The sequence below is a fragment of the Dyella sp. GSA-30 genome (assembly GCF_027924605.1).
GTDB lineage: Bacteria > Pseudomonadota > Gammaproteobacteria > Xanthomonadales > Rhodanobacteraceae > GSA-30.
In genome coordinates, this window is sequence record NZ_AP027042.1 from 4,791,066 (window position 1) to 4,805,127 (window position 14,062).

At 61.9% G+C, this 14,062-nt stretch carries 16 protein-coding genes; 8 read left to right on the forward strand and 8 right to left on the reverse strand.

Features of this window, described 5'->3' with window-relative positions; translation table 11 throughout:
- Window positions 1-34 precede the first annotated feature (34 nt).
- The 4 genes from QMG46_RS20515 to QMG46_RS20530 all read left to right on the forward strand — a co-directional run bounded on the left by QMG46_RS20515 (window position 35) and on the right by QMG46_RS20530 (window position 2,442).
- Window positions 35-895 (forward strand): SPFH domain-containing protein, encoded by an 861-nt coding sequence (locus QMG46_RS20515; RefSeq protein ID WP_281849745.1) that lies wholly within the window; start codon window positions 35-37, stop codon window positions 893-895.
- A 3-nt stretch (window positions 896-898) separates the two neighbouring features.
- Window positions 899-1,111 carry a type II toxin-antitoxin system antitoxin gene (locus QMG46_RS20520; protein WP_281849746.1) on the forward strand — a complete coding sequence of 71 codons (213 nt, stop codon included), beginning with the start codon at window positions 899-901 and terminating at the stop codon, window positions 1,109-1,111.
- A gap of 14 nt (window positions 1,112-1,125) precedes the next feature.
- Window positions 1,126-1,905 carry a CPBP family glutamic-type intramembrane protease gene (locus QMG46_RS20525; RefSeq protein WP_281849747.1) on the forward strand — a complete coding sequence of 260 codons (780 nt, stop codon included), beginning with the start codon at window positions 1,126-1,128 and terminating at the stop codon, window positions 1,903-1,905.
- A 75-nt stretch (window positions 1,906-1,980) separates the two neighbouring features.
- Window positions 1,981-2,442, forward strand: a complete 462-nt coding sequence (locus QMG46_RS20530) for a DUF1203 domain-containing protein (protein WP_281849748.1) — start codon at window positions 1,981-1,983, stop codon at window positions 2,440-2,442.
- A gap of 4 nt (window positions 2,443-2,446) precedes the next feature.
- Here the strand turns inward: QMG46_RS20530 and QMG46_RS20535 are convergent, their stop codons facing one another.
- Window positions 2,447-2,833: a DUF423 domain-containing protein gene (locus QMG46_RS20535; protein WP_281849749.1), complete on the reverse strand. Its 387-nt coding sequence runs from the start codon at window positions 2,831-2,833 to the stop codon at window positions 2,447-2,449.
- Between the two features lie 95 nt (window positions 2,834-2,928).
- Here QMG46_RS20535 and QMG46_RS20540 point away from each other — a divergent pair, with 95 nt between their 5' ends.
- Both QMG46_RS20540 and QMG46_RS20545 read left to right on the forward strand, forming a co-directional pair.
- On the forward strand, window positions 2,929-3,543 hold the full coding sequence (locus QMG46_RS20540) for an SCO family protein (protein WP_281849750.1): 615 nt from the start codon (window positions 2,929-2,931) through the stop codon (window positions 3,541-3,543).
- Complete coding sequence (locus QMG46_RS20545; protein WP_281849751.1) at window positions 3,540-3,983, forward strand: copper chaperone PCu(A)C; 444 nt, start codon at window positions 3,540-3,542, stop codon at window positions 3,981-3,983. Before QMG46_RS20540 ends, QMG46_RS20545 begins: the two co-directional genes overlap by 4 nt.
- Before the next feature lie 207 nt (window positions 3,984-4,190).
- Here QMG46_RS20545 and QMG46_RS20550 read toward each other — a convergent pair whose 3' ends face one another.
- From QMG46_RS20550 to QMG46_RS20580, 7 genes are all read right to left on the reverse strand, one after another.
- Window positions 4,191-5,057, reverse strand: coding sequence for a cytochrome c oxidase assembly protein (locus QMG46_RS20550; RefSeq protein WP_281849752.1), 867 nt, complete (start codon window positions 5,055-5,057; stop codon window positions 4,191-4,193).
- A gap of 79 nt (window positions 5,058-5,136) precedes the next feature.
- Entirely contained in the window at window positions 5,137-7,035 is a 1,899-nt protein-coding gene (locus QMG46_RS20555; RefSeq protein ID WP_281849753.1) for a GldG family protein, read from the reverse strand.
- 4 nt (window positions 7,036-7,039) lie between these two features.
- Window positions 7,040-7,774, reverse strand: a complete 735-nt coding sequence (locus QMG46_RS20560; protein ID WP_281849755.1) for an ABC transporter permease subunit — start codon at window positions 7,772-7,774, stop codon at window positions 7,040-7,042.
- Window positions 7,771-8,709 carry an ABC transporter ATP-binding protein gene (locus tag QMG46_RS20565; RefSeq protein ID WP_281849757.1) on the reverse strand — a complete coding sequence of 313 codons (939 nt, stop codon included), beginning with the start codon at window positions 8,707-8,709 and terminating at the stop codon, window positions 7,771-7,773. Before QMG46_RS20565 ends, QMG46_RS20560 begins: the two co-directional genes overlap by 4 nt.
- A gap of 143 nt (window positions 8,710-8,852) precedes the next feature.
- Window positions 8,853-10,193, reverse strand: coding sequence for an SRPBCC family protein (locus tag QMG46_RS20570; RefSeq protein WP_281849758.1), 1,341 nt, complete (start codon window positions 10,191-10,193; stop codon window positions 8,853-8,855).
- Window positions 10,194-10,463: 270 nt separating this feature from the next.
- Window positions 10,464-11,105 (reverse strand): response regulator, encoded by a 642-nt coding sequence (locus tag QMG46_RS20575; RefSeq protein WP_090454427.1) that lies wholly within the window; start codon window positions 11,103-11,105, stop codon window positions 10,464-10,466.
- 109 nt (window positions 11,106-11,214) lie between these two features.
- Window positions 11,215-12,450 (reverse strand): sensor histidine kinase, encoded by a 1,236-nt coding sequence (locus tag QMG46_RS20580; protein ID WP_281849759.1) that lies wholly within the window; start codon window positions 12,448-12,450, stop codon window positions 11,215-11,217.
- A gap of 208 nt (window positions 12,451-12,658) precedes the next feature.
- Between QMG46_RS20580 and QMG46_RS20585 the strand changes: the two genes are divergently transcribed.
- Together QMG46_RS20585 and minC are read left to right on the forward strand one after the other, a co-directional pair.
- Complete coding sequence (locus QMG46_RS20585) at window positions 12,659-13,279, forward strand: GNAT family N-acetyltransferase (protein ID WP_281849760.1); 621 nt, start codon at window positions 12,659-12,661, stop codon at window positions 13,277-13,279.
- Window positions 13,276-14,055: a septum site-determining protein MinC gene (gene minC / locus QMG46_RS20590; RefSeq protein WP_281849761.1), complete on the forward strand. Its 780-nt coding sequence runs from the start codon at window positions 13,276-13,278 to the stop codon at window positions 14,053-14,055. The genes QMG46_RS20585 and minC overlap by 4 nt, the downstream gene beginning before the upstream one ends.
- The last annotated feature ends 7 nt before the right edge of the window (window positions 14,056-14,062 follow it).

The window sequence follows — 14,062 nt, forward strand, 5'->3', positions numbered from 1 at the left end:
GATATCTACTTCTCCCACCTAAGGGAGGGTAGTCATGAACGAGCGTGAAGGGTTTTCCGTCGCCGGCATTCCAATGGTGCTGTTCTGCATCGTGCTGGCGATCGTCGGCGCAGCTTTTTACCTGAATGCCGATCACGATGCGCGCGCGGTATTGCTGGGCGTACCGTTTCATATCCTCGCCGCTTTCCTGGCCAAGGGTTTCTTCCAGGTCGCGCCGAACGAGGGGCAGGTATTGCAGCTGTTCGGCAAGTACTCCGGTACGGTACGGCTGGAGGGTCTACGCTGGACCAACCCGTTCTACAGCCGCCGTCGCATCTCGTTGCGCGTGCGCAATTTCGAAAGCAGCAAGTTGAAGGTCAACGACGCGGACGGCAATCCGATCGAGATCGCCGCCATCGTGGTCTGGCAGGTTGTGGATACGGCCGAGGCCGTGTTCTGTGTGGACGATTACGAAAACTTCGTGCATATCCAGAGCGAATCGGCGCTGCGCCAGATGGCGCAAAACTATCCTTACGACGCGCATGACGATGGCAAACCATCGCTGCGCAGTCACGGCGAGGTGATCAACAATCACCTGCGCGACGAGATTCAGGCACGCCTTGAAAAAGCCGGCGTCAGCGTCATCGAAGCACGCATCAGCCACCTTGCCTACGCACAGGAAATTGCCCAGGCGATGCTGCAACGGCAGCAGGCGAACGCGATCGTGGCGGCACGCGAACGCATCGTCGAAGGTGCAGTCGGTATGGTCGCTATGGCGCTGGAAAAATTGCGTCAGCAAGGCGTGGTGGAACTGGACGAAGAGCGCAAGGCCGCCATGGTCAGCAACCTGCTGGTCGTGCTGTGCGGTGATCGTTCGACGCAACCGGTCGTCAATGCCGGCACCATCTACAGCTGACGAATGGCAGCCGATAAAAAAGCTTATCCGCTGCGCATAAGCGCCACCGTGCTCGACGCCATGCAGCGTTGGGCCGACGACGACCTGCGCAGCGTCAACGCCCAGATCGAATTCGTGCTGCGCGATGCCCTGCGCAAGCACGGCAGGCTCAAACCCGGCGGCATCACGCCGGTCATAGACGACGCCATCGACGAAAGCAACGATACCGATAGCTGATCGGAGTCACTTCCATGAATACGCTTCCTCCCGCACTCCCGCAACGGCGTGCTCACCTTCGGCTTGCCTTGTATCTGGGTCTCGCCGCCATCGTCGCGAACCTGCTGGTGCAACCGTATCAAATGGCCTTGATGCCGCACGCATACGCGCGAGTGACACTTCCGTTGTGGCAGGTCATGGCCTTGCAGGCGCTGCAATCGGGCGTCATGTGTTTCCTGTTGGGCTGGGCGGGTCTGACCCTGGGCGCACGTCACGGTCTTGGCGCACCCTGGCTGCAAGCGTGGATCGAGCACCGCCGTCTCGCCAGGCAAGGACATTGGCTGTTGGCGATCGGCCTGGGTGTGATGGGCGCATTGATCGTGATCGCGTTGACACACGCCGGCGCAGGCGCTGTCGCTCATCATGCCGGCAACGCCGGAACCGGCATGGCCTGGCGCGGTGCACTGGCCTCGTTCTATGGCGGTATCGTCGAGGAGACACTGTGCCGGCTGTTCCTGGTCGGCCTGTTCGTCTGGTTGCTGGCGCTGCTTAATCATCGGCAGGCCTCTCGCTGGATGTATGTCGTCGCAATCATCCTTGCCGCCGTGCTCTTCGGTGCGGGGCACCTGCCCGCCATGATCGCCAGCGGCATACATCCGACCGCATTCGCCGTAACGCGCGTCATCGGTCTCAATGCCGTCATCGGCATTTTCTTCGGGGGCGTGTATTGGAAATACGGGCTGGAACACGCGATGGTCGCGCACTTTTCCGCCGACCTTGTGCTGCATGTGCTGCTGCCCTTGCTGATGGGTTGATCCGAGCAAGAAGCGGATGGCCGGCCCTGGGCATCGGACGGAAGATGGCCACACCCGATACTCAGGAGCCTTCTCATGTCCTTTCGCATCACCGGTCTGCCGGCCGAACCGTTCCAGGATCTGTTCGCGCTATCGGATAGCGAGCTGGCCGCGCGCAAGGCGCGACGCTTCATCGCCGATTCGCATGGCTTTCCCTGCCGGATCAGCCTGACCGACGCCGAGATCGGTCAGGAGGTTATTCTGGTCAACTACGAGCATCAGCCGGCCGACTCGCCGTTTCGCTCCACGCATGCGATTTTTGTTCGCGCCGGCGAACAGCAATACGACGCCATCGACAGTATTCCGGAACAATTGCGTCGCCGCCTGTTGTCGGTACGCGGCTTCGATCATCAAGGCATGATGCATGACGCGGACGTGATCGAAGGCAAGCAACTCGAGTCGCTGATCGAACGGTTATTGGACAACCCGTCGATCGACTATCTGCACATTCACATGGCACGCCCGGGTTGCTACGCCGCGCGAGTGGAGCGCGCCTGAGCGGTCAGGTCCGACGGCGTACCGCAAGACCCAACGCGATCCAGCCGACAATGAAGGCCACGCCGCCCAGCGGCGTGATCGCACCGCACCAACGCGGCGCACCCAGCGCAAGCGCATACAGGCTCCCGCTGAAAAGCACGATACCGATCGCAAAGGCAATTACCGCCCAACGTGCGCCGCGACCGCCGAGGAAAACGGCAAGGCCCAGGGCCAGGGCGTGCCAGAAGTGATATTGCACCGCGGTATGCCAAAGCTCGCTACCGCGTGCATCGAGCACATCTCGCAACGCATGCGCGCCGAACGCTCCAAGAAGTACTGCACTGGCACCGGCCAGGCCCAATAGCCAGGCTGCCCATGTGCTATCGATGGAAGATGAGACAGTTTGTCGCATGACAGGAAATCTCTTGGGAATGACGCGGCGACCAGTCGCGTGTCGTATGCTCACGTATCACGACCGCTGCCGATGTTCTCATGATTGATGTTCGCATGAAGCTCCCTTTCGCGCGCCTCGCCCTGCTGATACCGCTCGCGCTGGCCAGCCTCGGTCTGGCTGCCTGCCATCAGCAGGACGATGCGGTCTGGCGACTGGTCCAGGTGGCCGGCCATATGCCGGATCTCGATTTCCACCTGACCGATGACCAGGGCAAACCGGTCAGCGGCAAAGACTATCGCGGCAAGGTGGTGCTGCTCTATTTCGGCTATACCCACTGCCCTGACGTGTGCCCGTTGACGCTCGCGCAACTGCATGTGGTGATGCAACGTCTCGGCCCTCTGGCCGATAACGTACGCATCCTTTTCGTCAGCGTCGATCCGGCACGCGACACGCCCGAGATCATGCACGCCTATGTCAATGCCTTCGATCCGCGCGCCATTGGCCTGACCGGTTCGGCTGGCGACATCGAGGCGTTGAGCAAACGTTATCGCTCGGCCTTCACGCGCGAACCGGACAAGGGCGACGGCAACTACGAGGTCAGCCATAGCTCGGCGATCTATGTGTTCGACCGGGAAGGCAAGGCACGTTTGTTGTCCACGCCCAACAATCCGCAAAGCGATATGGTGCATGACCTGCATCTGTTGATCGAACCGGGAACCACACCATGAAGCTGCAGTTGCTGTTGTTTGTCGCTTTATTGATGCCCACACTCGGCAGCGCCACCGAGGCGCAACACGTCAAGGCCGATAACGCCTGGATTCGCCTGTTGCCCGCCAATCTTCCCGCCGGTGGTTTTGTTACGTTGCAGAACGACAGTGACCAGGCCGTTACGCTGCGCAGTGCCAGCAGTACCGCTTACGCTAGCGTCATGCTGCACAAGAGCAGCACCGACGGCGGCATGGGTCGCATGGAGATGGTCGATAGCCTGACTGTTCCCGCGCACGGTAAGGCGGAACTGTCGCCGGGTGGTTATCACCTGATGTTGATGGATGCGCCCAAGCCGTTGGCGGTGGGCGACAAGGTCGTCGTGACGCTGGTGTTCGGGGATGGCAGTTCGTCGGAAGTGGGGTTTGTTGTTCGGCCGGCGAATGCGGTGAATGGTGGGTGATGTCTTTCGCTGTTGTGCGAGAGGCAGACTCCCCTACTTCGTCATTCCGGCGGAGGCCGGAATCCATGCCTCAGCGTAGTTGCTTGCGAAAGGTTGTCTGACAAGCGAAGGCTGAGGAATAGATTCCGGCCTACGCCGGAATGACGGATAGATAGGAATGGGCAAGGAGTGACGTAGCCCCTTCCGCTCGTTACCGCCTCTTCGCAATCACACCTGGCTCCCAACTCTCGCCCGCCTCGTCACCACACGCGGCTTACGCCGAATCCGCCCACTGCGCGACAACCGCACCCATTGCCGCATTGCCAGCAATCCACCAATCGATTCGATAATCGCGGCGGGCACCCACATGATCACGCCGCCGGCGAGTTGCCCGGTCAGCACATTAAAAGTAAACGCGCGCCCGCAGATTTCGAAGATCGGATAAAGATCCGACTTGGAAAAGGTAACGATGGCTCCGGCGAGAATTTGCGGGCTCATCGTGAGGCCCGGCGACAACACACGTATGCCCGCGATCATGCGCCCCGGCGGATGCGGGCGGTGATCGAGTACCAGCCACCAATAGATAAAGCCGCTGACGATCATCGACCAGTTCATGAAGCGGTAGATGCGCCAGTCGAGCATCGCCAGCGTCTGCATCGATGGGATCAGCCATACGATGATGAAGGCGACAAACAATAGCGTCGCCACCGCGGGATTGAGAAACACCGCGCTGAAAAAACGCCATGGCCAGGAGCGCAGCACCGGGCGCAGGATACGAATGCGCCAGCGCAACGGCATGCCTGCTCGTAATACCGAACCGGGGTAGGACGCAATGATCAGCAATGGCGCGAGGTGGTGCAGCAACACCTGCTGGATGCGATGCATGAAGAATTCATGCTCCGCGAAGTAATCCAGATAGGTATGCAGCGACAGATACACGATCGCCATGCCGATCCAGAAGGCGAGACGCCGCCCGAGGCTGACATCAAGCCGCCGGCAACCGCGCACATAAAGTACGCAGGCGACCAGAAAAGTCAGCAGGAAGACCCAGGAGAATTCCCAGGGCACGATCCATTTGAGCAGGCTGGACGTCATCGATCAGGCCAGGGCCGGGCAATAGCGCAGCATAGTCGTTCGCATGTCGTTACCCCACTGCGACACATTGCCGCCGCGCTTACGTGGCGCGACGGCGGTTGCGACGCGAGCGCCGCCAGCCATAGAGCAGCCCGAAGATGGCGATCAAGGCCGGGGCCAGCACGATATTGATGAACTTCAGGCGCAGCCCCAGTGCATCGATTTCGGCATTGAGCTGATGCTGCACGTTACGCAGCTCCTTGTTGATTTCCAGCTGCCGTTGCAGGAACTGTTCGACCTCGGCCTTCTGTTCGGCCGTGCCCGCTTCGGCACGGCCCGATTTTGCCGGCTGCAGTTCGGACAGGCGGCTGCGTGTTTCGGCGAGCTCACGCTGCAGCTCCTGCTTCTTCGCAAGAAATTTCTGATCGGCCGCGCTTTGCAACGCCTGCACGCGTGTGAATGGCCGCTGCGACGTGGAGTGACCATGAATCGACAACAGCGCCGACGAGCCGCTCAGGTTATCGGCAATGTTGGTAATGAAGTCGCCATTGTTGGCGATCGCGCTCAGCTGCGTCTGGCCCAGCAGGTTCTGCGCGTAGGACACCCATAGCCGGTCGGTCAGCAGATCGGTGTCGGCGACCAGGATCACCTCGGCGTTGTCGCCGGACCGGGCCAGATGTCCCGGCGCCTTGGAGCGCTCGGGAAACGCGCTGGGGAACCCGCCATAGAGGCGGGCGGCTATCACGTAATGCTGGTTGTCGCCCTTGTAGTCATCCAGCAGGGTCGCCGGATCGCGGCTCGATTCGCGCACACGCTGCGCTGGCACCACCTCGGCGTCGCTCGTACTCTGCAGCAATGGCACCAGGCGCGCGTGCGCATCGGCAGCCAGATCGAAATAGCCGACGCTGGCGACGTTGACGCGTTGCAAGCTGGCGGTCACCACGTCATCGTGGTTCAGCTCCTGCCCGGTCAGGCCCAGCATCGCCGGGTGATTGAGCGCACTGCTATCGGCCAGTTCGATGCGCAATGCGCGTGAGCGATCCAGCACGACCTTCTGCGGGTCGTACTGCACGCCCCAGGCCTTGAACAACCGCGGCAAGTCGGAGTTGTGGTCATCCATCACGCCGTTGCTGTCGACGAAAGGCGTGTTGTCCAGCTCGGCGTCGGGATCGACGAACACCACCAGGCGACCGCCGCGCAGCACGTACTGGTCGATGGCATATTGCGCATCGTCAGGCAGGTGCTTGGGATGGATCAGCAGCAGCACCTGGATGTCATCGCCTATGCGCTGCAACTTGGACGGGTCGATCGTCTTGAGATCGAACAGCTGGCCGATCTGGCGCATCACCGTCCAGGGCTCTTCGCCGATCAGCGGATTGCCCTGCACCGGCAGGCTGCTGATCACGCCGATATGCGGTTTGGACGGCTGATTGAGCTCGTACAACAGCTTGGCGATGTCGTACTCGAGGAAGGTTTCGCGCGACGGATCGAACACCGGAATCGACAAGGTCTTGCCACCCGGTCGCGTGTCGCTGTCCGCTTCGTTATCGGCGCCCGGCGCCAGCGTACTTCCGACCAGACCGAAGAAAACACGCTCGCCATTGTTGCCGACATTGACCGGGCTCAGACCGTAGCCTTCCGCGCTGGCCTCCTCGTCCGAATACGGCACCGGATCGACGATCTGCAGCCGGATCCGGCCATGCGAGCGCGCAACCATTTCCTGCAGCATCTCCCGCACGCGTTGTTCGTAACTGCGCAGCTGCGCCGAATCAGCGGTGGCGTGATCGGAGAAATACAGCGTCAGCTTGAGCGGTGCACGCAGCGAATCGACGATCTGTTCGGTGCCGCCGGTCAGCGTGTAGAGCTTGTCGGAGGTCAGGTCGATGCGATCGGCGCGCATCCAGCGACTGCCCACCAGCGCCAGCAGGATGAACACGATCACCAGCAGCACGAGTGCGGCGGTCAGCCTGGCGCGGCGACTGAAACGATAAATCACCATCGCGCTACGACGTCCGCTTGAGGTCGAGCACCAGCACGCCAGCCGTCAACCAGGCGGCAATGCTGAGTACGAAATAGAAGATGTCGCGCACGTCGAGCACGCCCCGCGCGATCGCTTCGAAATGTCGCAGCATGCTCAGGTGCGCCACCCCGTTGATCAGCTTGCGCGGCAGCGTTCCCTGCAGGAAATCCAGTACCTGCGGCTGCCCGGCAAGAATCAATAGAAAGCACACCACGACCGTCAGGATGAAGGCGACGACCTGACTGCGCGTCAAGGCAGACAGACAGGCGCCGACGGCCAGCAAGGCACCCGCCATCAGCCAGCTACCGAAGTAGCCGGCAACGATCACGCCGTTGTCCGGTGAGCCGAGATAGTTGACGGTGATCCAGATCGGAAACGTCAGCAACAGCGCCAGGCCGATAAAAAGCCAGGCGGCGAAGAACTTGGCCAGCATCGCCTGCACCAGCGTGACCGGCAGCGTCAGCAGCAGTTCGAGCGTGCCGCCCTTGGCCTCCTCCGCCCACATGCGCATCGATAGTGCGGGGACCAGGATCAGGTACAACCAAGGATGCATGGCAAAGAACGGTTGCAGGTCCGCCTGTCCGCGCTCATAGAAATCGCCACTATAGAAAGTCAGAATGCCCGACAGCACCAGAAAAATGACCAGGAACACATAGGCCATCGGGGTAACGAAGTAGCTGCGCAGCTCACGCCGCGCGATGGCGCCGATCGCGGTCATTGGCGCGCCCCCTGGTGAGTGCCGGTCGTGATCTGCCGAAATACTTCATCGAGACGTCCACGCTCGAGTTGTATCTCCGATACCTCCAGACCCTGCTGGCGCAGCAGGCTTTCGACTGGCTCGAGAATGCGCTCGCCGGCTCGCGGAAACACCGTGATGCGCCCATCGAGGGGATCGACCTCGATAGAGGCAACCTGCGGCAAACGTCCAAGCATTTCTTGCGACACGCCACTGCCCGGGGCGCTGAACGAGACAGCGCCGTGGTAGCGCGAACGTTCTTCCAGCTCGGCAGGCGTCGCATCAGCCAGCAGGCGGCCATCGGCAATGATCACCACGCGATTGCACAGCGCGTGCACTTCTTCGAGCAGGTGCGTGGAGATGAGAATCGTGCGCTCGCGCGCCATCGCGTCGATCAGCTGACGCACGGTGTGTTTCTGGTTGGGGTCGAGGCCGTCGGTAGGTTCGTCCAGCATCAGTACCGGCGGATCGTGAATGATCGCCTGAGCCAGACCGACGCGGCGACGCAAACCCTTGGACAAGGTATCGATGCAGGTGTCGAGCACACTTTCCAATTGCAGCCGGCCGACCACTTCGTCGAAACGACGGTATCCCTGATCCGCGCCCATGCCACGCACGCGCATGATGAAGACAAGAAACTCGCGCACGGTCATTTCGCCATAGCTCGGCGCGCCTTCGGGTAGATAGCCCAGGGCACGCTTGGCCTTCACCGGCTCCTTGACGACGTCATGCCCGCATACGCGTGCGGTACCGCCGCTAGGCGCGAGAAAACCGGCGACCATGCGCATCACGGTGGTCTTGCCCGCGCCATTGGGGCCGAGCAGGCCCAGCACCTGACCGGGTTCGGCACGAATGCTGAGTGCATCGACCGCAGTAAGGTTGCCGTAGCGTCGGGTGAGGTTGTCGGTCTCGATCATGTCCGTACGGAAAGCCAAAAGCGTGACGGCGCGAGGGCTCGCAACCACACTGCAATGTACCCCAAGAGCGGGCGAAAGTTCTCTCAACTCAAAAGAAAGCCCCTCGCTAGGAGGGGCTTTCGGGTATTGCTGTGCCAGGCGGCTTACTTGGCGGGCTGGGCCGCCGTGCTGGCCGGGGCCGGCGAGCTACCGGACGAAGCCGGTGCGTCATCCAGTGTCGGCGGCTTGATACCAGCTTCCTGCTCCGGGGTCTGCTCCGGTGCATTGGTGACCGGCAGGTAGACATCGTAACGAGCGTAGCTGGTGACTTCGTCGCCCTTCTTCTCTTCCGGCTTGGCCAGGATGTCGTACGACGGGTTGGTGACGTCGTCGAACTTGTAGCCGTGCGTCTGCGAGTAGGCCTTGAGCATGTCGCGGGTCTGCGGCACGCCGGCGAAGGTGCCGTTCCACTCGCCCTTCAATGCCGGGCCGCCGAAAGCGAGCATGCCACGCACATTGTTGTCGACGATCAGACGGCCATAACGGTCGGTGCTGCCCGGCGTAGCCGAATCGGCAGGAGCGGCCGCGGTGCTGTCGCTTGCCGGAGCTGCGCCGTCGGCGAGCTGCGGCGGCTTCGGTGCGGTCAGGTCGTGGCTCTGGCCACCGACGTTCAGGCTGGTTGCGCTGATCGGCAGGGCCACATCGAAGTTGTAGGTCTGGTCGCCGTAGTTCGTGGTGAACAGAATGCGCGGACCGGTGACGTTGACGTTGAGCTTCTTGGCCGCAGCCTGGATCTCGCTCGTGGCCTTGTCGACCGCGTCGTTCAACGCGTCCAGACCGCCCTTGCGCTCGATCGAGGTCGAGACCAGCAGCACAGCCGTCGGCTGGGTCTGTTCGACGTACGGAATCAACTTGCTGTAGTCGATGTTCGGCACCTGGGCCAACACGTTCTGCAAGTTGTTCAGGCTGAACTGGATGAAGGCATCCGGATCGCCATGAATGTACAGGTTCGAATAACGGTTGATCAGGTTGAAGCCGTAATCGACGTCATAGGACCAGGTGACCTTGGTCAGCTGATTGCGGCTGCCCTGGCGGTCGAGCTGCAGGGTGAAATGCTTGTCGTTGCCGCGCCAGCTGCTGTCCAGGTTCCAGACGATCTTGGCGGACTTGGTCTGCGTATCGAGCTTGTCGAAGCTCGGATCGTTGCTGGCGATGGTCATCTTGCCCGTGCCGACCTTGTCGTCGTCACTGGACCAGCTCATCTCGGCGCCCGGGCCATAGGCCTTGCCGCTGAAATCGTATTTGGTGTTGCGATCGTACTGACGCTGGACCGAGAAATCGGGGAAGCGACGGAAATTGTTCAGCACGTCATACACTTGACGCATGTCCTTGCCAACTACCAGCGACCGTTCCACGTGGCCACTGCCAGGCATCACAAAGCCCACCACGACGCCAACGATGGCGACGATGATTAGGGCAACAATAAATTCTAGAACACGCATCATTCCAGGGTTCTCCGAACATCTCTCTAGGCGGCACAAGGACGTCGCCGGAGACCTGATCCGCCACGGTTTAATCCCCAAAAAATCGCGTCGTGACGGGGGTCGGCCAGCGCCTAAGCCCTCGATGGTACTTGCTTGCGGGCGGGAACGCTATTGGGACGTAGGCACGAGATGACGCCCAATTTCTGTGCTGCGTCGCGCCATTCTGGTGCATGGCGAGGGAGCGACGGCGCCATGGCGGGCCGCGAAGGCCGCCATGGCGCAATCAAGACGTCAGACGATGCCTAATTCGAGTGCCTTGAGCACCGCGCGCGTACGGTCGCGTACGCCGAGCTTGGAGAGAATGTTGGACACGTGATTTTTCACCGTGCCCTCCGCCACCTTCAACGAGTTGGCAATTTCCTTGTTGCTGTAGCCGCCGGACAGCAGACGCAGGATCTCCGTCTCGCGCTCGGTCAACGGATCGGGCTGTTCCAGGCTGGTGAACTGGTTCTGCATGCGCCCCACCCCGGCCAGAAGGCGCTGGGTGACCATCGGTGCCACCAGCGAGCCACCGGCGGAAACGGTACGTACCGCCTCGACCAGTTGCTCCAGCGACACGTCCTTGAGCAGATAACCGCGTGCACCGGCCTTGAGGCCCTGCAGCACGAGCTGGTCGTCGTCGAAGGTGGTGAGAATGATGGTCGGCGGCAATTCGTTGCGTGCCGATAATGCCTGCAGTACTTCAAGCCCGCTCATATTGGGCATGCGCAGATCGAGCAATACCACGTCGGGCTTGACCCGAGGGATGTCCTGCACCGCCTGCGCACCATCGGCGCACTCGGCTACCACCCGAATATCTTCGGCCAGATCAAGCAGGGAGCGGACGCCCTGGCGGACAAGGTTCTGGTCGTCAACGAGACAAACGGAAATCATCGCGAATCCTCGAAACGTAAGTAGCCCACACGATCATGGACGACGGGGAGAACGATGCTGCATCCGGGTCGCACATTCTGACACGACACGGCAATTTCTAGCGATCCCCTCACGGGACCCACCCCTGGGGCACCGATAGCGCCGGTGGCTCGAAGCGAGCCGGGGCGTGCGCCAGCGACGACTCCTCGCCCAGCGGCAGGCGGATATTGAGGGCAAAACCACGGGTCATGCCGGTGGCGTCCACGGTGACGCTGCCGCCGAACTCCGCCAGGCGCTCGCGCATGCCCGACATGCCATTGCCCGGCTCGAACTGCGCCGCGCCACGGCCGTCGTCACGCGCGTACAGCCCTAGCAGGTTGTCCTCGGCGTAGGCGAAATTCAGCCAGAGATTGCGCGCATCCGCATGCTTGGCGGTATTGGTGATGATCTCCTGCGCGCAGCGCAGCAGCACCTGGGCGCGACGCGGGTCCTCGACGCTGAAGCGAGGCGGCGTCTCGAGATGGACCTTGAGCCCGGGCACGCCTTCGACCAGGCTGCGCAAAGCATGGGTCAGGTCGATCGCATCGTCCTGGCGCAATTCGCTGACCGCCTCGCGCACATCCGACAACAGATGCTTGGCGGTCGCCTGCGCCTTGCGTACATGCTCGGAGGCCTCCGTGTTGCTCAAATGGCTGGCCACCTCGAGATTGAGCGTCAACGCGGTGAGGTGGTGGCCGATCAGGTCATGCAATTCGCGCGCGATGCGCATGCGCTCGGCGATACGAGTCGACTCGGCCAACAGCGCGCGAGTGGCTCTCAGTTCGGAGTTGAGCCGCCGCTGCACCTCGCGCTCCTCGACCAGCTGGCTAGCGATGGCCGAGGTGAAGAAAGCCAGTACCGACATGCCCATGTAAACGCAGACCTGCAGCACCGCGCCCGTCCAGGTCCAGGTCGGGTAGTAGGCGATGATCGGAATCAGCAGCAGGTGCTGGGCCAGCATCCAGGCCAGGCCCGAGACCATCGGCAGCTGCCAGGGCAGCACCATGGCGATCACCGTCATCAGCATCGCCGACAGGCCGCTCTGACTGAACCAGCCCACCGCGATCGCCGAGCCGGTCAGCAAGACCAGGCCGACCACTTTGGTCAGGCGGATGCCCGAATCGAGCCGGCTGGTCAGCAGCAGGTAGTTGGCACCGAACACCAGATAGCTGATGACCCAGCCCAGGATGATCGGGCTCTTGCTCCACGAAGCGTTGACCAGGGCCAGGCCCCAGGTGCTCTGCAGCAACGGCACCCCTACGCACAGGTAGGTGAACAGCCCGATGTAGCGCAGTACGCGCTGATGATTGAATGAGTGCCATGGCATACCGGCATCATAGGCACAGTACGGCGTGGTGCAATGCGCGAGAAGTCATTGCCCAAAGGGGGCAAATGGCCCTGCAGTCCGGCACTTTACAAACGTTTTACATGGTGCATCGTGATATGTGTCGCTGTGCGCACCGTGTCATAATGGCTCAACACGCGGGCTGCCCAAACGGGCTCGTCCTGGATCACCCTAGATTGCGGAGCAACGAATGGCCCTAGCCATCCGCGACGTGCGCGAGCACGACCTGGATGCCGTACTGGCGCTCAACAACGCCGCCGGCCGCTCCATCCTCGCCCTGGACGCCACAAGGCTGCGCTTCTTCTTCGAGCATGCGGACTATTTCCGTGTGGCCGAGATCGACGGACACCTGGCAGGCTTCCTGATCGCCATGCGCGAGGGCCGTTCGTACGACAGTCCCAATTACGTGTGGTTTGGCGAGCACTATCAGCAATTCGTGTATATCGACCGCATCGTGATCGCCAATGCCTATCGGCGTCATGGTCTGGGGCGCATTTTCTATTGCGACGTCAACAGCTACGCCGAAGTGCGCGTGCCGTTGCTGACCTGCGAAGTATTCCTGGAGCCCCGCGACGACGTGGTGGTGCTGTTCCACGGCACCTATGGCTTCCAGGAAGTCGGCCAGCAGCGCATGGGCGAAGACGGCCCGCAAGTCAGCCTGCTGGCCAAGGACCTGCCCAGTTACGCCTATGTGCGCGACACTTACCTGGAGCACGGCGGCCTGCCCGACGTGCCGTGGCTTGCCGAACGCACACCCTTTCACTCTCCCGACTCCAACCAGCGCCGCCTCGCCGGAGAGCGGCGCCAATGAATGCAAGAATGGATCAAACAACTTCAGACGCCTGCGATCTGCGCTTCGGCCAGGTCGGTATTGCCTGTGTACGTGTCAAGCGTGTCGATGCCGCCGCACTTTGCGACGAGCTGGAACGCCGTGTTCGCTCCGCCCCGCAGCTGTTTTCCCGCGCCGCGGTAGTGCTGGACCTCAGCCATCTGCTCGACCTGCCCGACGACGGCACGGTCGACGCCCTGCTCGAAGCCGTGCGCAGCGCCGGCATGCTGCCGGTGGGCCTGGCCTATGGGACCAGCGAAACCGAGGCGCTGTCCAAGCGCATGGGCCTGCCGCTGATCGCCAAGTTCCGCGCAGCTTACGAGCCGGCCAATGGCGGCAGCATCGCCCATCCGGCGGCCGAACCGGCCGCTACGTCCGTTGCAGCACCTGCGCCACAGCAGCCACCGGCGGTGGAATCTGCCGGCCCCGTGCTTGGGGCGCAGAGCCATGATGGCGCCGTGCGCTCAGGCCAGCAGATCTATGCACGCGACCGCGATCTGGTGGTGACCGGCGCGATCGCCAACGGCGCCGAAGTGATTGCCGACGGCAGCATCCATATCTACGGCGGCCTGCGCGGTCGCGCGATGGCTGGCGCGCAAGGCGATGAGAAGGCACGCATCTTCGTTTCCAACTTTCATGCGGAGCTGGTGGCCATCGCCGGGCACTATCGCGTATTTGAACAGATCCCGAAGGACCTTGAGGGCAAGGCCGTGCAATGCTGGCTCGATGGTGAAAAACTGCTGATCGCCAAACTTTGACGCTCTT